We start from the raw sequence: 24008 nt of genomic DNA, 5'->3' as shown, positions 1-24008 counted from the left end.
CCATCGTGTCCATAATCTAAGCGCTTCTGCAAAAATGCTCAATCTGAATGATTATCAATGATTACAATGAGTTCGTTTGTCTCGCAGGTTTGGATCAGATCAGGCAATTACTGCTTCCTCATCTTCCAGTTTAACCGAAACAAGCTTGGATACTCCGCCCTCTTCCATTGTAACACCGTACAGCACATCTGCCTCTTCCATCGTACCTTTACGATGGGTAACAACGATAAACTGTGTCTGTTCGGAGAATTCACGCAAGTACTGGGCAAAACGTACCACGTTAGCTTCGTCCAGTGCTGCCTCTACTTCATCCAACACGCAGAATGGTACTGGTTTCACATGCAGAATAGCAAATAATAAAGCCATCGCCGTCAAAGCCCGCTCCCCACCGGATAACAGTTGCAGGTTTTGCAGTTTCTTGCCTGGTGGCTGAGCCACGATATCTATTCCCGTTTCAAGCAAGCGCTCCGGGTCCATCAGAACAAGGTCAGCACGTCCCCCGCCAAACAGCTTGCTAAACACGGTACCGAACTCACGGCGGATGGCATCAAACGTGATCTTGAATCGCTTCGCCATCTCGTCTTCCATTTCCCGAATAACCTGGTACAACGTTGTTTTAGCTTCAACCAGGTCATTCTTCTGTTCACTCAGGAACTCGTATCGCTCATTGACTCGCTGGAACTCCTCAATCGCTCCCAGGTTCACATCACCCAGGGCCGATATACTGCGCTTCAGCTTCTGTACCTCTGCCTGTGTATGCTCCACGTCTTCTGGCACAGGATAACGCTCTTTGGCCAGTTCATAGCCCAGTTCGTATTCATCCGTCAGTTTTCGCAGTATATTTTCCAGCTCAACATCCAGCCGGTTCACGGAAATTTCCGTCTGTCGCATCTGTTCTTCCACAGCTTTTAACTGCGTGCGCTGTTCCTTCGTTTCGCTCTCGGCAAGCTCAAGCTTTTTCGACAACTCACTTCGGGCAGCACGTTTGAAGTCCAGCTCCTGAGAAGCTTCCGCTTTTTTCAGCTTATACTGGTTCAGATCTTCAATCTGTTTAACACTCTCGGTCTGTGTTTTCTTGAGATCTGCTTCCATCGAAGCCAGCAACGTGCGATTCTGACGAAGATCTTTCACCAGCGACTCTACTTCCCGCTCCAGACGTCGCAATTGTTCTCCATTGGAGAATCGCTCCTGATCAAGCTTGCCTTCGCGCACTTTCAATTCGGTGAGTTGGCTCTGCAATTCTTCCTTCGCGGATTCATTGGCTTTCCGAGCAAACTCGGCTGCATGAATGGCACGATGAGTCGCTTTTTCTTCCTCTTCAAGCTGCTCCAGCTTCTTCACAGCGACGATACGTGCCATATCCAGCTCTTTGATCTCTTCGGTAAAGCCGCTCTTCTCCTGCCCGGCAACGGCAACCTGTTCAAGCACATGGCGAAGCTCATGCTCTACCTGTTTCATTTCCATCGAAGCCTGCTGTTCTGCATTTCGGGTATCATCACCGGACTGACGAAGTTCATCCAGTTTGTCCTGACACTGCTCCAGTTGAACTTTTACATCATCCACACTGCGATGCAGTTTCACGATCTGATTTTCCGTATCCAGAATATCCTGGTCGAGCTGGTCCAGCTGCCGTTTCCGGCTGAGCAGACTCACATTTTTCTTGTGCTGGCTACCACCTGTCATGGAACCACCCGCATTGACCACGTCACCTTCAAGCGTCACAACCCGGAAACGATACTGACAGCGAGCCGCAATTTTATTGGCGACCTCCAACGTTTCGGCAATAATAACATTACCTAACAGACTGCCAATGATTGAAGCGTACTTGGATTCGAATTGTACAAGATCAGCACCAATCCCCACAAAACCCTCCATACCTTCGATCATGGAACGTTCAGCCGCTCCAATGGCACGAGGACGAATGACATCCAGAGGCAGGAACGTTGCACGCCCCAACTGGCGTTGCTTCAGAAAAGCAATTGCCTGTCTGGAAACTGATTCATTTTCCATGACTACATGTTGCAAGGACGCTCCCATTGCTGTTTCTACCGCAAGTTCGATCTTCTCGGGAACTTTTACGAGTTCAGCCACAGCTCCATGAACACCGCTCAGCGTACCTTTACGTGAAGCCTTGAGGACCTCTTTGACACCCAGCATGAATCCGTCAAAATCATCCTGCATCTCTTTCATCGTATCGCGGCGGGAAACTTGAGCTTCACGCTTCTGTTCCCATTTACGGACCGTACCCCGACTTTCTTCGAGCAGCTTCTGCAGCGACTGGAGTCGTTCACTTTCCGTAATGTAGCCACCACGTAGATCACTGATTTCTTTGCCCAAACGAACAACTTTTTTCTCAATGTCCGCTTTGCGACTCTCCAGTGTCTCCTTCTGATCTTCCCATTTGCCTGATTCTTCAGCCGCGCGATTCATTCTGCGCTCCAGCGTTTCTTTCTGCTGATCCACATAACGAATTTCATTGCGTGTCTGAGCCATCTGATTCATCAGTTCCAGCAAATTGCCTTTGAGGCTTTCCTCTTGCTGTTGACTAATGCCACCTGTAACACCGATGAGTTTGGCTTCTTCCTGGGACAACTGATTTCTCACATCATTCAGTTCGAGATCAAGTTTGCCAAACTTCTCACGCAGTGCAAGCAGCTCGGTTTCCCGTTCGCGATGTCTCTCTTCACTGGCAGCAAGTGTTACTTTGAGCTGCTCCTGATTTGTTTGCAGATGGTGGGAGCGCTCCTTGAGCAATTCTCCAAGTCCTTCACTTTTTTCTGTCGCTTCACTGAATTGCAATAAGGCGGCTTGCAGTTGCTCTGTCTCTGTTTCCAGGATACGCAGCGCATTCCGATCATTTTCCAGCTTGGCATCATGGGTAGAGACAATCGCTGCGAGTCCAACCTCTTCCTGTTTTAGCGATTGCAGGCGCTCATTTGCCTTACTCCAGGAAGCATGAATCTGTTCGATCTGGTACACATACATGGAAATTTCCTGCGATTTGAGCTGTGAACGAAGTTCTTTATAGTGGATCGCTTTCTCCGATTGTTCCTTTAGCGGTCCAATCTGATCTTCAAGTTCAGTCACCAGATCATGAATCCGCAGCAAATTCTGCTCGGTCTCATCCAGTTTGCGCGTCGCATCCCGCTTGCGGGATTTATATTTAACAATACCTGAAGCTTCTTCAAAGATGCCTCTACGATCCTCTGAACGGGTACTCAGAATCTCTTCGATTCGCCCCTGTCCAATAATCGAGTAGGCTTCCTTACCAATGCCGGTATCCATAAACAACTCCGTGATATCCTTCAAACGACAAGATTGTTTGTTAATAAAATATTCACTATCTCCGCTGCGATGTACACGACGAGTCACCGTCACCTCACCGAAATCCAATGCAAGTGCGTGATCCTCGTTATCAAGCGTTAGCGACACTTCACCGAAATTAACGGCCTTCCGTGCGTCACTGCCTGCAAAGATGATATCTTCCATCTTGCCACCACGCAGTGACTTGGCACTTTGTTCCCCCAGAACCCAGCGGATTCCGTCCGATATATTACTCTTTCCACTTCCGTTCGGACCTACAACAGCCGTAATGCCACGAACGAACTCCATCTCCGTTTTGTCGGCGAATGACTTGAATCCACCCAATTCAATCCGTTTTAAAAACATAGGGTTTCTCGTCACCTCCTCTTGCAAATTTCAAGTATTGCCTTCCAGCGCCTAAATAAATTGAACTGAAATAAAGTTCATTTATCTAGTTAACGATCAGGCTAACTCCCCCTGAACCTCTTTACAAAAAAAAGAGCAAAAAGCAGTCCGGCCGATTACTTCCGCCGGGGCGGACCCGCGGGCTGCTCTTTGCTCTTCGTTTGTCTATGCGCTATCGGTTAAGCTCCGGCTTCCGGAAGCTTCAGTCGATCAAGTGCTGCAGATGCAGCCTGTTGTTCCGCTTCCTTTTTGGAACGTCCTGTACCTCTGCCAAGCCTTTCTTGACCCATATGGACCTCCGAGACAAACTCACGTTCATGGGCAGGTCCCCGTTCCTCAACGATACGGTATTCCAAAGCTCCCATATTGTGATGCTGAGTAAGTTCCTGCAGTTCCGTTTTGTAATCACTCATTTGCAGCTTGCTGCCCAATACGATTAATGGGAAGACATGCTGATCAAGAAATGTCCGAACAGGCGCAAGCCCCTGATCCAGATACAATGCACCAATGAAAGATTCAAACACATCTGCCAGCAGAGCCGGCCGTGTCCGTCCTCCAGTTAGTTCCTCACCTTTACCAAGAAGTACATACTGCCCAAAACCCAACGCTTCAGCAAATTTGACGAGGGAAGGCTCACAGACAATGGATGCCCGCAGCTTAGTTAATTCACCTTCCGGACGGTTAGGATACAAATGATACAAGTACTCCGATACAGTCAGTTCCAGCACGGCATCGCCCAGAAACTCCAGGCGCTCGTTGTCCTGATGCTGACTGAACCGGTGTTCGTTTACATAAGAAGCATGGGTAAACGCTTGTTTTAAAAGCTGCCTGTTGTCAAATTTGATTTGAAGTTTATGTTGTAACTGCTTCAGATCTTCACTCAAACGAACTAGCCCCTTATGCTTCAAATTTTTTGAGAATAATGGTGGCATTGTGACCGCCGAATCCAAATGAATTGGACATGGCAATATTAACTTTGGTTTGACGTGGAACATTTGGTACATAATCCAGATCACATTCCGGGTCCTGATTTTCCAGGTTAATCGTTGGAGCCAGTGTCTGATGTGTCAGTGACAATCCGCAGATAACCGCTTCTACACCACCAGCAGCGCCAAGCATGTGGCCCGTCATGGACTTAGTGGAACTCACGGCGAGCTTGTACGCATGATCACCAAACGCCTTTTTGATCGCAAGCGTTTCGGATCTGTCGCCTACAGGCGTCGAAGTTCCGTGTGCATTAATGTAGTCCACTTCTTCAGGCTCAATGCCCGCATTACGAAGTGCCATCTTCATGCAACGTGCCGCTCCGTCCGGATCTGGTTCTGTCATGTGATGTGCATCACCTGTCAGACCGTAACCGATCACTTCACCATAAATGCGTGCACCACGTTTTTGAGCATGCTCCAGGGATTCCAGGATCAGAACACCAGCGCCTTCGCCCATAACAAACCCATCACGTTCTGTATCAAAAGGACGGCTTGACTTCGCAGGATCATCATTACGTGTAGACATTGCGCGCATCGCACAGAACCCTGCAAGACCCGTTGGTCTGATTGTTGCTTCCGCACCACCACAGATCATGGCATCTGCATCACCATTGGCAATCAGCTTGAAGGAATCTCCGATGGAGTGTGTACCTGTTGCACAAGCGGTAACAACATTAATGTTAGGACCTTTGGCACCAAGGGAAATGGACATTTGGCCTGAAGCCATGTTGGAGATCATCATGGGAATAAAGAATGGGCTTACCCGTTTTGGACCTTTTTGCAACAATGCATTATGTTGGTCCTCCCACGTACCCAATCCACCAATACCTGATCCGATAGATACACCGAAACGCTCTGCATCAATATTCTCGTTAATTTTCAGACCACTGTCTTCAACGGCTTTGAAGCCGGCTGCCACAGCGAACTGTACAAAACGGTCCATTTTGCGAGCATCCTTGCGATCCATATATTCTTCCGGGTTGAAATCCTTGATCTCGGCTGCAATCTGTGTCGTGTATTCACTAACATCAAACGCCTCAATCTGAGAAATTCCGGACTTTCCTGCCATTAAACTGCCCCAGAACGTTTCCAAATCTTTTCCGAGCGATGTCATTACGCCCATTCCGGTAATTACTACTCTTTGTTTCAAACCGAGTCACCTCTATATCGACTGCATTACGCAAGTATTTTGTGGGAATATCCGCAAACAGACATCTATTCAACCAAGATAGGCCTGTTTGAGTAGAGCTGCTTGCGGAATGAGAAAAACCAATGAATGATGAGAAGTCCCGCCTGTTCGAAAACATGTGCGGGACTAAAAATGACTTTAGGTATGAGATTGTATGTAGTTTACAACTTCACCTACGGTCGTGATTTTTTCTGCATCTTCATCAGAGATTTCCAAATCAAATTCATCTTCCAATTCCATGACCAATTCCACTACATCCAAAGAATCAGCACCCAAATCTTCTTTGAAAGATGCTTCAAGTGTAACTTCAGCTTCGTCTGCGCCCAAGCGGTCGACGACGATGCGTTTTACACGCTCCAATACATCGGACATCCGGTTCACCTCCTTCTTTGGTATTATACGAGAATCGCAGGCAAAATGCCATAGAAGACATATGCGGCTCCCGGCCGGGGAACCCGGCCTTTTTCCGGCATTTCGGATCGTCCAGCGCCTGTTCCCCGACTATTGTTCAAGTCCGGGAAGAATTACATGTACATGCCACCATCGACATGCAACGTCTGCCCTGTCATATAAGATGAAGCCTGTGAAGCCAGGAACGTGACTACACCAGCGATTTCATCCGGCTGACCCAGACGGGACAACGGAATACCACTTAGCATACCGTCCACCAGCTCTTGGGACAACTCTTTTGTCATATCCGTCTCAATGAAACCTGGTGCAACACAGTTGACTGTGATTCCACGAGAAGCCAGTTCACGAGCAGATGCCTTTGTCAGGCCAATGACTCCTGCTTTGGCAGCAACATAGTTCGCTTGTCCAGCATTACCGAGCACACCTACAACCGAGGAGATATTGATAATTCTTCCCGACCGTTGTTTCATCATTGGACGTGTAACCGCCTTAAGGCAGTTAAACACACCTTTGAGATTGGTTTCAATAACCTGATCGAATTCTTCCTCTTTCATACGCATGATCAGATTATCACGGGTAATACCAGCATTGTTCACCAGAATATCAACGTTGCCCCATGCTTCGAGTGTAGCTTTGACCATTTGTTCAGCTTCATCCATCAGGCCAACATTGGCTTGAAGTGTAATCGCCTTGACTCCTTTGGCACGAATCGCTTCCGCCACTTCCTCAGCTGCCGCTTGGCTACCCGCATAATTCACAGCTACGTTCGCTCCAGCTTCTGCAAGTGCCAGTGCAATACTGCGTCCAATGCCCCGGGATGCCCCGGTAACGAGTGCATTTTTACCTTCTAATGGTTTAGACATAATCATTCCTCCTTTCCCCAAATCTAATCCCTGCTAATCACTTCAACGCACTTGTCGTTGCTTCGAGCGTTTCAAGACTGTTCACATTGTACAGTTTTACGGTTTTATCTGTTTTTTTAATCAAACCGGTCAATACACTGCCAGATCCAATCTCAATGAACGTATCCACGCCTTGCTCAATAAGCCATGTCACACTGTCTTCCCATAATACAGGAGAATAGACCTGAGCTGTCAACAAATCCTGAACCTGTCCATCCTCTGCAGGTCTTGCAGTCACATTAGCGACTACAGGGACCGCTGCCGGTGAGAACGTAACTGTTTTCAGTTTCTCTTCCAGCTTATCAGCTGCCCCCCTCATCAATGAAGAGTGGAACGGACCGCTTACTTCCAATGCAATAGCGCGTTTACCGCCTGCTTCTTTCACTCGTTCCGCGACAGCAGCTACGCCCTCCTTCACACCAGAAATGACGATTTGTCCCGGACAATTAATGTTGGCAAGTTCAACCGCATGACCACTTTCAGATACGTCACGGCAAAGCACCCCCAGCGCTTCCCGATCTGCACCCAACACAGCAGCCATCGCTCCTTGTCCACCCGGTACTGCCTGTTCCATATACTGACCACGTGCCCGCACAGTGCTCACTGCGTCAGCAAACGAAAGAACGCCCGCTGCCACCAGTGCACTGTATTCTCCCAGACTGTGTCCAGCCGTATAGTCAGGCTGAATTCCTTTTTCTTTGAAAGCTTCTAGCAAGGCAATACTTGCTGTCAACAGAGCCGGTTGTGTATTTGATGTCTGTTTCAACTCGGTCTCCGGTCCTTCAAATACAAGGGTGCTCAGCGAGAAACCCAATGTTTCATCTGCTGTGCGAAAAATCTCGGTTGCCGCAGGCACGGACTCATACGCGTCCTTGGCCATGCCTACAGCCTGTGATCCCTGTCCGGGAAATACAAATGCTATTTTACCCATCTCATTCATCTCCCAGATGTCTATTTTACCAAACGAGTACCGATGCACCCCATGTCAAACCGCCACCGAATCCAACCATCAGAACGGTATCTCCGGCTTTCATGCGACCTTCTTCTGCTGCTTCTACCAAAGCAAGCGGGATGGAAGCAGCCGATGTGTTTGCATACTTATCCACGTTGACTACAACCTTTTCTTCAGGAAGTTCAAGGCGTTGCATCGCAGATTGGATAATTCGAATATTCGCTTGGTGAGGAACAAACAGATCCACATCCGTACGCTCCATACCAGCCTTGCGTAATACCTCAATGGTAGCCGTCCCCATGACACGTACCGCAAACTTAAACACTTCACGACCGTTCATGTTGATGTAATGCTTTTTATTTTCAACGGTCTCTGCAGTAGCAGGCAGTCGGGAACCGCCGCCTTCCATCTGAAGAAGACTACCGCCAGCACCTTCGGCACCGAGATCGAACGCTTTGAATCCGCGACCTTCCGGAACTTCACCTACGACTACCGCGCCTGCTCCGTCCCCAAAGAGGACACATGTGTTACGATCTGTATAATCCGTAATACGAGACAAGCAGTCCGCTCCAATAACAAGTGCATTGTTGTACATACCGCTTTGGATGAAGCTCGTAGCACTAGCCAAACCGTATACAAATCCGGAACAAGCAGCCGACAGATCAAATGCCGCAGCACCTTTTGCACCCAATTTGTCCTGCAAAATGCAGGCTGTCGATGGGAACGAAGAATCCGGAGTAATCGTTGCAACAATGATCAGATCAAGATCACTGCCTGTCATGCCTGCAGATTCAAGGGCTTTAATAGCCGCCTCATATGCCAGATCAGAAGTTGCCTGATCGGGTGCAGCGATGTGACGCTCTTTGATTCCCGTACGACTGACGATCCACTCGTCATTGGTATCGACCATTTTCTCCAGATCGCTATTTGTCAAAATTTTCTCAGGCACATATTTCCCTGTACCAATAATCCCTACTGGGCGCAAATTATTCATATCGTCACTCACTTCCCGCTAATTTCCTTAGATATGCTCTCTACCAGCTGATTCTGCACTGCAATCCGAGCTTGGCGCACAGCATTTTTGATGGCATTGCCATCAGCAGATCCATGACTTTTCACAACCAGTCTGCTCAAACCGAGGAGTGGCGCTCCGCCATGCTCCGTATAATCCAGCTTTCGTTTCAACCCACGCAGCTCAGGCATTAGTACAGCTGCAGCCAGTTTACTTTTGAGAGAAGATGAAAATTGTTCCTTAAGCAAGGCGAAAATGGCACCTGCTGTGCCTTCCAGCGACTTCAGCAGGATATTCCCTGCAAAACCGTCACATACAAGCACATCACAAGCACCAGTCAGCACATCACGTGCCTCAACATTACCGACAAAACGAATTGGGAGTTGTTCAAGTAAAGGGTATGCATGTTTGGTTAACTCATTTCCCTTGCCTGGCTCTGTTCCTACATTAAGCAAGCCCACTCGCGGGGACTCAATGCCCTGTACTTTTTGCCGATACAAACTGCCCATCAGACCATATTGTGCAAGGTGCTCCGGTTTGGCATCCATATTCGCTCCAAGATCCAGCGCAAGCACACCTACATCATCAATCGTTGGAATCATAGGTGCAAGCGCCGGACGTTCAATGCCTTCCATGCGACCTACAACAAGCAAACCCGCTGTCATCAAAGCTCCAGTATTGCCCGCCGAGATCATCGCGTCCGCTTCGCCCTCTTTCAGCATGCGGCCTGCGACCACCATGGAGGCATCCTTTTTGCGACGCACTGCTTTGACGGGTTCATCATCCGAACCAATAACTTCGGAAGCATGCCGGACCGTAAGATTAGCAGGTCTCACACCTGACTGACTCAAAAGAGGCTCCAGCTTGGCTTCATCGCCGATCAGGACGATCTGTGTATCCGCCCATTCCGTGGCTGCGGCAATCGCACCTTCTACCGTTGATGCAGGTGCATTGTCACCTCCCATGGCATCAATGACGATTTTCATTCCAAATGACCTCCTTCTCCGCTGTCTTCTCCACCTGAATGGTAGATTACAAAGTTGCCTTGAAACACCATTTCTTCACCTACATAAGTGAATACTTCCACTTTGGCTTTGCCCTTTTGACCCGGAATCGATCTCACATAAGCCTTTGCAATACATTTCTCTCCCAAATGAACCGAACGGACAAAGCGAATGTCTGCTGATGCAGTCAACGCGATCTCGTCATTAATAATGGCTACAGCCAAGGAGTTAGCCTGTGCAAAGACATAGTGTCCGCGTGCAATCCCTGTTCTGGAAAACACGTGTTCTTCCTTAATCTCAAACAGGGAAATCCCGCTCTTATCCAGTTGCAGATCCACAATATCACCGATAATCTCATGCAAGGGCAACGAGCGTACCTGATCATACGAGAGCTCTGCCATCAGTTTCATCCGCTCCCGAAGTTCGGGTATTCCAAGTTCCAGCCTGTCAAGACGAATCGTCTGAATACTCACCTTCAATTGGCGTGTAAGTTCCTGATCCGTCACAAACGGGTTCTCTTCTATCATTTTGGTTAACTGCTGTTGCCTCTGTCTTTTCGGTACACGTTCGATGCCTGACACCCCCCGCTGTATCGTTTACGGAACCGTCCCGTCCGGCCAGTTCAACCATTCTTTCGTGTTGCTTCTATAGTTGCATCCCTGGTCACCAGGGTCGTTCTCAAACGGATTATGGTTCATCTATATGTAACGTCAAATCTTAGAACCTGGTACTAAACTATAGTATATCTCATCCCGTGTCAAAAAGAAAGACTGGCCTAACAAAAACAATTCACCCTTCTGGTGCAAGGATTTCATGCTTGTTAGCTCACTCTACCTGCACTCTCTAATCCAAAAAAAGTAGCACCTCATCGAAATGAAGTGCTACTTAATGTCAAACTATTATTGAGAGATGATCTCTCTTGCTTTGTACGTTCCGCACACTTTGCACACGTGGTGACTAAGTTTAAGTTCGCCACATTGTTCACATTTCACCATGCCCGGTACAGCCAATTTAAAGTGAGTGCGACGTTTGTCGCGACGCGTCTTGGACGTTCTCCGTTGAGGTACTGCCATTATTCCCACCTCCTTATCAAAATCAACCTTTGCAGGTAGTCTTAAAATGTTCGATTTTCAATCATGCTCATTTAAAAAAATCCTTGAGCCCTGCAAGCCGCGGATCGATAACCTCGTTATCACAACCACAGTCACCTTCGTTCAGCTCATGGCCACACTTAGGGCATAACCCTTTGCATGTATCGCTACATAGCGGTATAAACGGAAGATCCAGCAGAAAAGCTTCCTCGGCATAACCCTTCAGATCAACGCTATCTCCATCCACATAGAGCGTATCATCGTCTTCGTGTAATTCCTTTGGCTGTTTTCCCTGCTTGAATTGCTCATGAAAATCAATATGAAAATGTTCATTGATTGGCTTAAGACAACGGGAGCACAACATGTCCACTCCTACAGTCAGCTTGCCATGAACATCCACAACGTCACCTTCTCTGAATTCTGCAGATAAGTCCGCAGTCAGCGGGGTAACGGCTGTGATATCTTGTCGGTTAGAAACCAGTTCCTTAATCTCCCACTGTTCGTTAAACTTCAGGGGACCATCACTGGTAGCCACTTTGCGAAATGGCATTAACATTTCCATCACTCCAAACGAAACCAATTTCATAATTCGTATCAAACGTTTCACGACAGTTATACAGGTCAAGCCTGCTTTTGTAAAGCAATAAATCCTGACTGTATGTATTCTGACGAATCTTCGTTAAAAGTATTATGAAATTGACTTAACAAACAAAAATCATTATACCGATTTTTCAAGACGTTTGTCAACACTTTTAACTTTACACCCTTTTTAAAAACACTGACCGCACAGACGTTTACTCCATCTGGTCTATTATAGACTCACTTCAAGATAAATCACAAGTCGTCATTTTAGTTGTAGTTCCTTGCAAACACCGGTCACATTTCGTTAACGTTTAGTGTGATCTATATCACACAGACCCGCTTGTCCCCTATCTATACTTGCTATAAACCGAAACACGATCAGCTCCATGACCGATTTATTATCCAACTATTTCATATCATATCGGGAGGGAAAATGTATGTTAAGCGAGCACACCATTAGAGTGATTAAATCTACAGTACCCGTACTTGAAGTCCACGGCGAAGCGATCACACGCCATTTCTATGAAACGATGTTCACAGCTCATCCGGAACTACTGAATATTTTCAATCACGCAAATCAGAAACAAGGACGACAGCAAGCCGCCCTCGCCAATATGGTATACACCGCTGCCCTGCATATCGATAATCTGTCCTCCATCCTGCCTGCCGTCCGGCAAGTTGCACATAAACATCGCAGCCTGGGTATCGTTCCCGAGCAATATGCGATTGTTGGCACCTATCTGCTTCAAGCCATCAAAGATGTACTTGGAGACGCGGCAACGGATGAAATTATCACGGCGTGGGGTGAAGCCTACAATGTCATTGCAGATGCCTTTATCGGGATCGAACAGAACATGTATACAGAAGCGGAAAACCAGACGGGTGGCTGGGAAGGGTTCCGTACCTTCAAGGTTGCCAAGAAAGTGCAGGAAAGTGAAGTCATCACGTCCTTTTACCTCGTTCCAGATGATAGTCAGCCCATTGCCAGTTATGAACCGGGACAATACATCAGTATCAAAATCAAACCAGAGGCACAGTCATTTACCCAGATTCGTCAGTATAGCCTTTCAGATACCCCGGGTAAACCCTACTATCGCATTTCCGTTAAACGTGAGCGAGGTGTATTAGAGCGCCCTGACGGAGTTATATCCACGTATCTCCACGATCACATTGAAGAAGGCAGTCTTGTGGAGCTATCCGCTCCTGCTGGCGACTTCACGCTGAATGCAGACGATAAACGGCCTGTTGTTCTCCTGAGTGGTGGTGTTGGCTTAACGCCCATGATCAGTATGTTAAATACGCTGGTTAACTTGAATGAAAATCGCACCATTACATTTTTGCATTCAAGTCCCAATGGTCAATCTCACGCGTTCCGTGATTATGTGGACAGTCTGGCCAAACGTAATCAGGGCGTTAAAGCTTATTATTGTTATACTCAACCTGAGGATGCTGATCGTGAAAATGAGTATTTTCATAAGGAAGGTTATATGGATGCCACCTGGCTTCGTCAAGTGATTGATGAACTGGATGCCACCTATTATCTGTGTGGGCCGGTTTCGTTCATGCGGGCAGTGTATACGGAACTTCAGGCACTCGGTGTTGCGACGGACAACATTCATTATGAATTTTTTGGGCCGAAAGCAAGTCTATCTCCCGCTCCGGAAAGTGTCTAAACGTGCTGATTTATTCAGATGAAGAAGCCGTTCTCCGATGATCGAAAAATCTGTAATATACAATAAATTTGCAGGCACAGTCTGACATCCGTTGATGTCGGATTTGTGCTTTTTCTTGTCTGAATAGGTGCATGATTTGATCTAATACATGTCATCCCCTATGATGGAATGGATGTTATACATACTCGGTTATCCAATTGAAAGGAGTACGTCTAATCATGAGAGCCGTAGGCGTCATTGTTGAATATAACCCCTTGCACAATGGGCATGTCTATCATTTGCAGGAAGCTCGGCGGCTAAGCGGCGCAAACGCAGTTGTCGCAGTTATGAGCGGCCCTTTTCTCCAGCGTGGCGAACCCGCCATCGTGGGTAAAAGGGCGCGCACCGAGATGGCGCTGCACGCAGGCGCGGATCTCGTGCTTGAACTGCCGGTTGCGTACGCGGTCCAACCGGCCGAGTGGTTTGCCTTCGGCGCGGTATCGCTGCTGCACCGCACCGGCGTTGTGGACTCGCTCTGCTTTGGCAGCGAGTCCGGCGACCTGGACAGCCTGCAGCGCATTGCGCGCGTGCTGGCTGTGGAGCCCGCAGGGATGCGCGAGGACATCGCGCGCCGCCTGCGGGAAGGCGCCAGCTACCCCGCCGCGTACGCAGGCGCGGCGGCAGCGCTGGCGCCCGGCGGCGTCGATGCTCACGACGCCGCTGCACTGCTGGAGCAGCCCAACAATTCGCTTGGGCTGCACTACCTGATCGCGCTGCAACGACTTGGCAGTGCGATCCAGCCCTTTACGGCGGCGCGTACCGGTGCCGAGTATCATGAGGCGACGCCCGGGCCGGGGGCGATCGCCAGTGCCACAGCCGTCCGCCGTCTGCTGATGGCGGACGGACCCAACGCCGCCGCGCCATACGTGCCGGCGGCAACCCTTGCCATTCTGCATCGCGAATGGCAGGAAGGGCGCGCTCCCATACACTGGGAGCGCTTTGCACAGCCGCTGTTGCACCTCGCGGCCACCCGCCGTGCCTCCGAGCTGGAACGCATCGCCGAAGTCACTGAAGGCCTGGAACACCGACTGAGCCGTGCACTCGCTCAGCTCCCGGAGCCTTCAGTCGAAGCACTCCTGAATGCACTGAAGACCAAACGATACACACGCACCAAACTCCAGCGTATGCTCGCCCACCTGCTCCTGAATCACACCAAAGCCGAGTGTTCACCAGAGCAATTGGCTGCCGGCCCCGGATATCTACGAGTCCTCGGATTTAATGCTCAAGGGCAGAGCCTGCTTAAACAAATGAAGAAGACTGCATCGCTTCCTGTTGTGCTGAAACCGTCGACGTTCACACACAATCAACTTGAACTGGATATACAAGCTCAGGTTGCGTATGGGCTCGCTTGCGAGCATAGGGACACACGCAAGATGTTCAGTGACTACTATGAGTCGCCTGTGATACTGTAATCCGCTTTGGACCACAAAGCTTCATTTCCTAAGGAGCTTTATATTCCATCATCAAACAGGTCATTCATGTCGACTACTGAAAACTAAACTATACAATTAAAAAAATCCCCTTGCTGCGCGCCGCTCAGGCACCTCGCAACAAGGGGATTCCCTTATTCACTTCTCTAGTTCTCTTAAATTTTTTAGGTATCTCTACCCCTTTGAGTCTTGTAAATCTGTTAATCTTCTCAAATCTCTTGATCACACTTCATTCCACTGTAATCAATTATTCCGATTTCATCCATTCTTTATTCATGCGGTTCAACGTTGGCTCGATCTCTTCCGGCCCGATTATAACCTATGATTTCACGGACAAGGTTTTCAAATAAGCCAGCGCATCATCCACCGTGCTCACAGGCACAAGTTTCATTTTGGTGCCGATCTGTTCAGCCTTGGCTGCTGCTTCCTTATAGTTATCCTTAGGTACAAAGAAGATCTCCGCTTCTTTTCGATCAGCGGCTACTATCTTGTGTACTACACCACCAATGGCACCCACCACACCGTCCTTGGTAATGGTACCTGTACCCGCAATTCGATGCCCCTTGGTCAGATCTCCAGGAGTTAACTGGTTATAGATCTCCAACGTAAACATCAAGCCGGCAGACGGACCACCAACCTGAGTATCGGTGAAGGAGATCTGTTTGTCCGGATCTTCCGCTTTCACCTTCTGAACCGTACCAATCATTACTCCGAGTCCCGGGCGGATTTCACCTGTTTTATTGTCTTTTACCTGAATCAGTTTCACGTCCCGGCTAATGGTCTCTCCACCACGTTCCAGTTGCATTTCGACTGTATCTCCGACCTTTTTATCTTTTAACTGGGCAGAAAGCACCGTATTATCCGGCGTAGCTGTTCCATTCACTCCCAGAATAATATCGCCCGGAGCAATATCTCCTTCCGGTTTTGGGTCTTCGGACAGTCCAAATACAAAGATATGTTCAGGTACAATAGAGTAAGCCACATCAGCCTGCTCATATGCAGCCTCCATTGCGGAGGATTGTGAGTCACTCATGAACCATACCTGTTCGGCAGAGTATTCCGCTTCGCTTTTGCCGCGCAGTCGGTCTTCCTTTTTATCCACTTGAGCATTTTTATTGAACAGAGAGGTTCCTAGCAAAAACACATTGGCATATGTTGCCGACACGGTCGTCATCATGAACACACCGCGTTCTTCCTGGTCTCCACCCTTAACGGTTACCATTGGTTTTACTTCATCTGCACTGCCAGGCATATATATGATATACGGCGTTGGCATGTACACAGCAACATAGACGACCAGAGCCACCACGATCACAAAGATCGAAGCTCTGAATCCGCCAGATTTCCGAATCCGATTCATCACATGAGCCTCCGTTCTTTGTATCTCTATACAAGCCGAATTCTACACTAATCAGCGATCGTAATTCCACCTTGTGAATACTTCGATTCTCCGGTTGGATTCACGCTCTTTGTAATGCAGATACTCAGCTGATCTTGTTTAATCATTTTTTCAAGTCTAACACTCTGGTCCTTGTGCATACAATGGTACAGGCCGGATAGGCCGCTGTATACAATAGCCTGTCCGGTCAAGGCCGAACCGCCCTTCGGGCGTCATTCGGCCGTCCATTACGATTCAGATGCCAAATCGGCGTTATCTGATATGAGGTGAAACGATGACATTACAGAGCGAGGTTAGAGATTCTGGCCCGTTACGAACGATAATCCTAAGCACCGGCGCTTTAATGTTGGTCATTGCGGTAGTTGCGTCCCCCAAAGAAGCGTTTGACGCCTCTATTCAAGGTCTGGATATATGGTGGAAAATAATCTTCCCTGCCATGCTCCCGTTCCTCATGTTATCCCAAATGCTCACTGCGTTTGGTTTCACCCACGCGATCGGCGCCTTGCTTGGACCGTTAATGCAACGCTGGTTCAGACTCCCAGGCAACGCAGGTCTGGCGATTGCCGTTGGCATGTGCGGCGGATTCCCCGCAGGAGCAGATGCGGTATCCCGTTTATTTCAGGATAGACAAATTACCGCCAAGCAGGCGGTTGTCCTTGCGGCGGCATCTCATTTTGCCAATCCAATGATGATCATTTTGGTCGTTGGTGCTGCTTTTCTCCACCAGCCAGCGGCCGGATATTTTTTACTCGTGGTCCACTGGATCAGCGGCTGGATTGCAGCCATTCTTGCCACACGCCTCCTGCCAGCACCGGGTAACCAGACAAACAGGGTTGGCTCCACAGCCGCGCAAGCAGATAACAACTCTTTTCATTCTCAGCTTGCAAGCCCTGCAAGTCCTGTAAGTTCCATAAGTCGCTCATCTACACCCCACCACGCAACGTCCAAACGACGCAGTATATGGTCCGATATGATGATTGCAGCCAGAGAAGCCCATCGTCGTGATGGAAGAGGATTTGGCAAACTGCTCGGTGACACCGTATCCCAAGCTGTGCAGACCTTAATGATGACTGGGGGATACATGATCGGTTTTGCCGTATTTATCCGGTTGGTCTCCCTTTATCTGACTCCCGGGTCCTCTGCTGCGCTGTGGCCAGCCTTCTTCGAGCTTCACCTCGGCACCTATCATTTGAGCCAGACTTCATTAACACCCATGCTGCTCATATCTCTACTTGCAGCCGTTCTTGGATGGGGTGGTTTATGCTCCCATCTGCAAGTCTCTACTGTCCTGAAAACAACTGGTCCGGGCAGCAAATCGATGTTGTACTTTGCTGGAGTTCGTCTGACTCATGGATTCATCGCCTTTTTCATCAGTCTGTTCCTATGGATGCCGTTCAGCCGTTATAGCACAGAAGTCTGGACCACATTACAGACGAATGCAGAGCAAGACCTCTCAACACCATTTGGTTGGCTACTCATACATAGTCCAGGTAACACATACACGATCAACACCATTTGGAGTGTCTTCCCTGCTGCATGCATGGGTCTTGCGTTACTTCTTGCAGTCATGGTTAGTCTCTCGGGTCTTACCTTCTGGTTTAACCGCCGGTTTTCTCGCTGATTTTCTGACGGAGCGCAGCTTCCACTTCAGGTGAGACAAGATCTGTAACATCTCCATGATAATGAGCGATTTCTTTGACGATGCTGGAACTTAAATAGGAATATTTGGGATTTGTCATCATAAATATGGTTTCCGCATCCGGGTTCAACTTGCTGTTGGTCGATGCCAATTGCAACTCGTATTCAAAATCAGTTACCGAGCGTATACCACGAACGATGACCTGAGCTTCCTTTTGCCGGACATAATTGGCTGTCAGATCGCGGAAACTGTCCACCTCCACATTGGGTAAATGGCGGGTTACTTCCGTAATCAGTTCTTTGCGCTCCTCCACCGTAAACAGCGGATTTTTGCTCATATTGTTCAACACAGCCACAATGACGCGATCAAATTGCTTCGACGCTCTGGCGATAATATCCAAATGCCCCATCGTTACGGGATCAAAACTTCCAGGATATACGGCGATCCGTTCCTGTCGATGTATCATTTCAGTCATGAGGAGCCTCCTCTTCCAGTGTAATGGATTCTCCACCTTCAACTGCTTCTGCCGCATAATAATAGATGGATACTGCCGTCTCCCCATACAAAGCCTTGCGCGTTTGTTCAAACGGGCCGAATTGCTCAGGGTAATCATGTTTGGATTCATATTCAAGCACGATGGTTGCTTCGGGTTCCAGAAGTTCCAGTTCGTGCATGGTTAACATCAACTCGTGCCCGTTTTTCATGCGATATGGCGGGTCCAGAAACACCAGATCAAACGTTGTGCCTCGCTTGGCGAGTGCCTTCAATGCCCGACCTGCATCATTACGATATACAGCCGCCTGGTCTTCCAGCTTGGTCGCCTTCAGATTCATGCGGATAACTTCAATACTTTTTGATTCCAAATCAACAAAAACAGCCTTGTCCATGCCGCGGCTCAGCGCCTCAATACCGAGACCTCCACTGCCTGCAAACAGATCCAATGCTGTGCCGCCCTCAAAATAAGGACCAACCATGCTAAATAACGCTTCCTTCACCTTGTCGGTGGTTGGCCGCGTACCCGTGCCAGGAACAGCCTTCAGAGGCCTGCCTTTCGCACTCCCAGATACCACTCTCACTTGACGAGTCACCTTTTCTCTATGTAAGTTTATTGATACGACTATCGTACCACACTCGGGTTCAGTTTGAAAAATGTGCGGTCTTCATTTCCCTTGGAAAATTGTTGACGAATTGTTGACGCATATGTATAAAAAGGAAACAATCGGGCGATTCTATAATTATCGACATCACAAGTGTCGTAGACAACCGCGGAGAAGACTTACGTTTCCCCATAAGCTCTTCGTCCGGTTTCTCCTCTCCCATGAAAAAGAAGCTCTCGAAAGAGGGCTTCTTTTTGTTGTTTAAGTTTTCATTTATTATGTTAGTTATATTTTTCTTCAAAATCACTTATTTCGGCTTCCTCTTCGGTCTGTAACCATCCGATCTCCCTCAGCCACATGCCCATATTTGCGATAAATTCATTTGAATCTAGATGTTCAATCTTGTATTTCTTAATCTTTTCACTCAAAAAAGCATAAAACTCATGGCTTAACACATACCGTTGTTTGCTTTTGCTTAATGTCTTATACCGATCCTCACTGACCACCAGATCAAAATAGATGACATTCTCCTTCTTCACATGCCTGACTGTGGACCTTCTCTCGTATTCTTCAGGAAGGCACCTGAAAACAAAGAAGAGTTCTATATCAACGACTTGATACTTGCTTTTTACTTTATCAAAAACAGGCTGCAGCTCATCCGACAGATTGGCAACCTGCGTTAAACCTGAAGTATCCGTTGACTTTCCGAAGATCATTATTGAACTCCTCCCATTCATTTTCACCATTCATAATGCAACTGAAAAAGGTTGACTAGTGATGTAATCTCCGTCAACCTTTCCTATGTTCATCCTTCTTGTGCCTTACCCCAACGTAGCAAGGCCTTACGAGTTCGGCTCTCGATGTTTTCGATTGGAAAGTCGTAAATTGATCAATGGAATGATAAGTAGAACAACCGGTAAGAGAAGATTAATCGAACCATTCTTAATCATCATGAAGGTGATAAACAGCACAGCAAGCCAAGTCATAATCTCCATCATTTCATATTTGGTTAACGTCAGCTTGAATGCTTTTTTCGAAATGAAACGAATCAAGAAATAAGCGATAAAGCTATAGAACAGGATCATTCCCAAGATAGCAACAAGGATTATGAGGTACATATCCACCATAAAAATCTCACCCGACCCTTATATTATTCCCTTAATTTTACCATATAAGAGATAAGGTGTCATCCCAATTCCAAACCAGCGCTTCGTCAAGACTGGCAATTTACGCTTTACTTCTCTTCAACAACAATCGTTGCATTATAGATCACGACACGTTTCCCATTGAGATCAAATAATACTTTATTGCCGTATTCCGTATCTTCCACGTCAATCTTGCCATCATAGGTCTGAATCAATTCACCATTATTACTGTACACTTTAACAACTCTCTCCAGACCGCCAGAGTTATTGGATCTCATCGTTTTGAGTGCACGTTCACCCGAAGCCGTATTGAAATACCATATGAAACATCCAACAATGATGCCCAAGAAGACTAACACCGTCACCCATATACCTGTCTTTGCTTTTCTACTCATCTTGAACCCCCTCTTATGTTTCCTGTCTTTTACATTACGTGGCCGGAGAGAGAACGGTTTCATAGATCACATCTCAAGCCATTCATGGACATAACAAAACAGAGGTCTCCGACGAGCGAAGACCTCTGTTCTTTATTTAAATATATTCTTTATTCTGAACGATTGCGCTGCTTACAGTGCTCGAATGACAAATTCAAATGTCAGTTCGCCGTCCGAAGGGATCAGGTATTCCGGATGAACCGGAGCACCCCAGCTGTCATCACCGCCGACACCCATTTGTTTACCCGCTACAGTCACGACCGTATAGTGCACAGGAGGCAATTCGTACGCATGCTGTGCGTTCTCCAGCTCAAATGCTGTATATGGTGATACATTCAGCTCAACCGGAGTTCCTGATGCTTCAATTTTGAAGCCACGTCCCGCGTTGTCTGTCAATTTGGCCCAACGTACGCCCGTACGGTTGCCCGATTCCTGCGGTACCAGATAAGGAGCCACGGTATCAGCTACCTTACTTCCATGGATACCCAGACGTGCGCCAAATGCGCGGTCTGCATAGTTTTCTTCGGGTCCCATCGCGAGCCATTCCACGTTTTCGAAGTCAGGTGATGTTCTGAAGGACAATGCATGGATTGGCAGGTTAGGCAATCCAGCTGTACCTTTGTACGTATTATGCACACGCACGCTTCCATCTGCATGTACAGTATAGACCACTTTCACTTGTACATCCTCCGAAATGTTGAGCTTGTACGTGAACTCGATCCGGTATTGATCCGGTTTCTGTTCCGCTTTCCACTCTACAGAACGTGGCATCAGGCTCGCTGCATACCAGGCACCCAGTTCGAAGCCCATCGCCATTCCTTTGTCATTATCCGTCATTGCACGCCAGAAGAGCGGTGCAGGTGGTACAGCAATGGTCTCACGACCGGACAATTTTAGGGAAACCAGTGTGCCAAACTGTTTGGAGAACAGCGCATGCGTTTTGCCAGCACGAACACCGATGTTAACGTCACCTTCAACCACTTGTACATCACTTACAAGGTTCAGGTCCGTCTGGGCTGTATCATTTACCTGATCCTGTGTGAAAATAAACTGTCCAAATGCCACTTCTTCGCCTTTGTCAGCCCACAGTGTATCTTCTTTTAACACAAATGCGGTGTTCACAGCGTACTCGCCGCCCACCAGGGATTCTGTACCCAGCGGAAGCTTAACTACTGTCTCGCTTTGCGCATCCACGTTCACTTCCAATGTTCCACGCAGCACTTCATGTCCCTCACGCTCCAGGCTGTATACCAGTTCCAATACAGATGTATCTGCGAACAGATTACCGTTTACGATTTTGACGCCTTCACGATCCGGGAACAGCTTGATGTTCTGGTACAGGAATTTAACCTCCTGCATTTTCGCAGTTACTTTACGATCAGCATGGACAATACCGTTGCCACAGAACGAATAGTCTGATGGCCGATCACCGAAATCTCCACCATAAGCGAGGAACTCTTTGCCGTAACGATCTTTTTTATAAATGGATTGGTCGATGTAATCCCAGATGAATCCACCTTGATACATCGGATATTTGTCTTCCAACTCCGTATACTTGTGCATACCGCCAATAGAGTTACCCATGGCATGCATGTACTCACAGCTGATATAAGGTTTCGTCGGGTTTGCATTCAGGAATTCCTCAATGTCCGCCGGTTTGGCATACATGCGAGTCTCCATATCACTTGTTTCATCGAAACGGCGATCATGGAATACACCTTCATAATGTACCAGACGTGTTGGATCAGCCGATTTGAAGTATTGGGATACTTTGTAGATGACTTCACCACCATGTGATTCATTACCACAAGACCAGATCAGAATGGACGGATGGTTTTTGTCACGCTCCACCATGGATACAGCGCGGTCCATAACGATATCATGCCACTCCGGTTTGTCACCTGGAATAACCCATGAAGGCTCAACGGCGCCAAGTTTCTGCCAAGATCCGTGTGTCTCCAGGTTCATCTCGTCAATAACATAAAGTCCGTATTCATCACACAACTCATACCAAAGACTTTGGTTTGGATAGTGTGACGTACGTACGGCATTCATGTTGTTCTGTTTGATCGTACGAACATCCCACAGCATATCTTCCTTCGTAACCGCACGTCCACGACGCGGGTTGAACTCATGGCGATTCACACCTTTGAATACGATACGTTTACCGTTGATGTGCATCACTTTATCGATCATTTCAAATGTACGGAAACCAACGGCTTGAGGAACAACCTCAACCAGTGTACCCGCAGCATCATATACACGAATATAAAGGCGATACAAGTATGGAATCTCTGCGCTCCACAGATTCACTGTACCAATATCTTCCCGAAGACTTACTTGTCCATCGTTAACTTTGGATTCAAACGTTTTAACGGTATTACCTTCACGATCGCGAAGTTCAGCCTCTACACGTGCTCCTGCAACCGCTTTTCCTTCCAGCTTCAGATCCACTTGCAAAGTACCGTTGGTATAGGACTTGTCCAGATCTGTGCGAACATGAACATCACGTACGTGTGCAGTCGGGACGGTATACAGATACACATCTCTGAAAATGCCGGAGAAACGCCAGAAATCCTGGTCTTCCAGCCAGCTGCCTGTGCTGCGTTGATACACCTCAACCGCGAGTTTGTTCTCTCCATCCTGAAGGAATGGCGTCAGGTCAAAATCAGATGGCGTGAAGCTGTCCTCCCCGTATCCTACGAATTGTCCATTAAGCCATACATAGAATGCAGACTCTACACCTTGGAAAGAAATATATACCGGATTCGACTCCCAACCTGTCGGCAGGTGGAATGTGCGAATGTAACTTCCAACCGGATTTTTATCCTGCGGCAATGCCGGCGGACGAATTTCGTTCAGTCCATCCCAAGGATATTGTGTATTTACATATTGAATCTGTCCGTATCCTTGTAGTTGGATATGCCCCGGAACTTCAATATCATCCCAGCCTTCACTGGAAAAATCGGATGTATAGAAAAACTCAGAACGGCTGTCTGGACGAATTGCATAGTTGAATTTCCACGTACCATTCAGATCATAACGCATGGACATCGCGCCTGAACCTACAGCCTCGTCCATTGTTTGGTAGTAACGGTGATCGGAATAGGCATGAAGACGGTTCACCTCAAATACACTTACGTCCCCCAACCAGTTGATATCTGCCTTTGTTGCTTTCATCGGCTCTCTCTCCCTTTAAAACGTTATAGTTTGACTTATTCAAGGTTTACGCTGGATTTCCTTTTGCTTTACATAAACAAAAAAGACAGAGGTACGCCATAACAGCGCCCTCTCTTCTTTCCTGCATCCGTCATT

Annotated in this window: 21 protein-coding genes; 3 read left to right on the top strand and 18 right to left on the bottom strand. The window is 47.8% G+C overall.

All coding sequences use genetic code 11. The features are described 5' to 3' along the window. Positions 1-99: 99 nt before the first annotated feature. The 11 genes from smc to ACETMN_RS11450 form a co-directional block, all read right to left on the bottom strand. Positions 100-3669 (bottom strand): chromosome segregation protein SMC, encoded by a 3570-nt coding sequence (smc, locus tag ACETMN_RS11500; RefSeq protein WP_091017340.1) that lies wholly within the window; start codon positions 3667-3669, stop codon positions 100-102. A gap of 218 nt (positions 3670-3887) precedes the next feature. Continuing rightward, positions 3888-4592: a ribonuclease III gene (rnc, locus tag ACETMN_RS11495; RefSeq protein ID WP_036670338.1), complete on the bottom strand. Its 705-nt coding sequence runs from the start codon at positions 4590-4592 to the stop codon at positions 3888-3890. A 13-nt stretch (positions 4593-4605) separates the two neighbouring features. Beyond that, the gene (gene fabF, locus ACETMN_RS11490) at positions 4606-5844 is read right to left on the bottom strand and encodes a beta-ketoacyl-ACP synthase II (RefSeq protein WP_062833763.1); all 1239 of its coding nucleotides are present in this window, start codon (positions 5842-5844) and stop codon (positions 4606-4608) included. A 177-nt stretch (positions 5845-6021) separates the two neighbouring features. Continuing rightward, entirely contained in the window at positions 6022-6255 is a 234-nt protein-coding gene (acpP, locus tag ACETMN_RS11485; protein ID WP_024630176.1) for an acyl carrier protein, read from the bottom strand. 152 nt (positions 6256-6407) lie between these two features. Further along, positions 6408-7157, bottom strand: coding sequence for a 3-oxoacyl-[acyl-carrier-protein] reductase (gene fabG, locus ACETMN_RS11480; RefSeq protein WP_017689228.1), 750 nt, complete (start codon positions 7155-7157; stop codon positions 6408-6410). 37 nt (positions 7158-7194) lie between these two features. Next, positions 7195-8127 (bottom strand): ACP S-malonyltransferase, encoded by a 933-nt coding sequence (gene fabD, locus ACETMN_RS11475; RefSeq protein WP_091017342.1) that lies wholly within the window; start codon positions 8125-8127, stop codon positions 7195-7197. A gap of 25 nt (positions 8128-8152) precedes the next feature. Then, positions 8153-9142 (bottom strand): beta-ketoacyl-ACP synthase III, encoded by a 990-nt coding sequence (locus ACETMN_RS11470; RefSeq protein WP_036610885.1) that lies wholly within the window; start codon positions 9140-9142, stop codon positions 8153-8155. Between the two features lie 8 nt (positions 9143-9150). Next, entirely contained in the window at positions 9151-10146 is a 996-nt protein-coding gene (gene plsX, locus ACETMN_RS11465) for a phosphate acyltransferase PlsX (RefSeq protein WP_017689231.1), read from the bottom strand. Further along, positions 10143-10691, bottom strand: a complete 549-nt coding sequence (fapR, locus tag ACETMN_RS11460) for a transcription factor FapR (RefSeq protein ID WP_047842457.1) — start codon at positions 10689-10691, stop codon at positions 10143-10145. The genes plsX and fapR overlap by 4 nt, the downstream gene beginning before the upstream one ends. Before the next feature lie 372 nt (positions 10692-11063). Beyond that, positions 11064-11237 carry a 50S ribosomal protein L32 gene (gene rpmF, locus ACETMN_RS11455; RefSeq protein WP_017689233.1) on the bottom strand — a complete coding sequence of 58 codons (174 nt, stop codon included), beginning with the start codon at positions 11235-11237 and terminating at the stop codon, positions 11064-11066. Between the two features lie 67 nt (positions 11238-11304). Further along, positions 11305-11811, bottom strand: coding sequence for a YceD family protein (locus tag ACETMN_RS11450; protein ID WP_047842456.1), 507 nt, complete (start codon positions 11809-11811; stop codon positions 11305-11307). Positions 11812-12274: 463 nt separating this feature from the next. Here ACETMN_RS11450 and hmpA point away from each other — a divergent pair, with 463 nt between their 5' ends. Together hmpA and ACETMN_RS11440 are read left to right on the top strand one after the other, a co-directional pair. Continuing rightward, a complete protein-coding gene (gene hmpA, locus ACETMN_RS11445; protein ID WP_091017343.1) occupies positions 12275-13510 on the top strand; it encodes an NO-inducible flavohemoprotein in 1236 nt (411 codons plus the stop codon). 218 nt (positions 13511-13728) lie between these two features. Continuing rightward, positions 13729-14961, top strand: a complete 1233-nt coding sequence (locus tag ACETMN_RS11440) for a nucleotidyltransferase (RefSeq protein ID WP_411736144.1) — start codon at positions 13729-13731, stop codon at positions 14959-14961. A gap of 337 nt (positions 14962-15298) precedes the next feature. Here the strand turns inward: ACETMN_RS11440 and ACETMN_RS11435 are convergent, their stop codons facing one another. Beyond that, positions 15299-16339: a SepM family pheromone-processing serine protease gene (locus tag ACETMN_RS11435; protein ID WP_091017346.1), complete on the bottom strand. Its 1041-nt coding sequence runs from the start codon at positions 16337-16339 to the stop codon at positions 15299-15301. A 313-nt stretch (positions 16340-16652) separates the two neighbouring features. On the opposite strand from ACETMN_RS11435, the gene ACETMN_RS11430 reads away from it, so the two are divergent. Further along, entirely contained in the window at positions 16653-17999 is a 1347-nt protein-coding gene (locus ACETMN_RS11430) for a nucleoside recognition domain-containing protein (RefSeq protein WP_091017349.1), read from the top strand. Here the strand turns inward: ACETMN_RS11430 and coaD are convergent. The 6 genes from coaD to ACETMN_RS11400 form a co-directional block, all read right to left on the bottom strand. Then, the gene (gene coaD / locus ACETMN_RS11425; RefSeq protein WP_085981453.1) at positions 17977-18483 is read right to left on the bottom strand and encodes a pantetheine-phosphate adenylyltransferase; all 507 of its coding nucleotides are present in this window, start codon (positions 18481-18483) and stop codon (positions 17977-17979) included. The two genes, ACETMN_RS11430 and coaD, sit on opposite strands and share 23 nt — an antisense overlap. Before the next feature lies 1 nt (position 18484). Next, the gene (rsmD, locus tag ACETMN_RS11420; protein ID WP_091017351.1) at positions 18485-19093 is read right to left on the bottom strand and encodes a 16S rRNA (guanine(966)-N(2))-methyltransferase RsmD; all 609 of its coding nucleotides are present in this window, start codon (positions 19091-19093) and stop codon (positions 18485-18487) included. A gap of 302 nt (positions 19094-19395) precedes the next feature. Next, the gene (locus ACETMN_RS11415) at positions 19396-19830 is read right to left on the bottom strand and encodes a hypothetical protein (protein WP_091017355.1); all 435 of its coding nucleotides are present in this window, start codon (positions 19828-19830) and stop codon (positions 19396-19398) included. A gap of 126 nt (positions 19831-19956) precedes the next feature. Beyond that, positions 19957-20166: a hypothetical protein gene (locus tag ACETMN_RS11410; protein ID WP_411736143.1), complete on the bottom strand. Its 210-nt coding sequence runs from the start codon at positions 20164-20166 to the stop codon at positions 19957-19959. 182 nt (positions 20167-20348) lie between these two features. Then, positions 20349-20654 (bottom strand): hypothetical protein, encoded by a 306-nt coding sequence (locus ACETMN_RS11405; protein ID WP_062833752.1) that lies wholly within the window; start codon positions 20652-20654, stop codon positions 20349-20351. 171 nt (positions 20655-20825) lie between these two features. Next, on the bottom strand, positions 20826-23873 hold the full coding sequence (locus tag ACETMN_RS11400) for a glycoside hydrolase family 2 TIM barrel-domain containing protein (RefSeq protein ID WP_091017359.1): 3048 nt from the start codon (positions 23871-23873) through the stop codon (positions 20826-20828). Between the last annotated feature and the right edge of the window lie 135 nt (positions 23874-24008).

Origin of the sequence: Paenibacillus sp. M2, assembly GCF_046713495.1 — a bacterium.
GTDB lineage: Bacteria > Bacillota > Bacilli > Paenibacillales > Paenibacillaceae > Paenibacillus > Paenibacillus amylolyticus_B.
The sequence above is the reverse complement of the archived record's forward strand: the minus strand, read 5'-3'. Positions and strand labels throughout refer to the sequence as shown.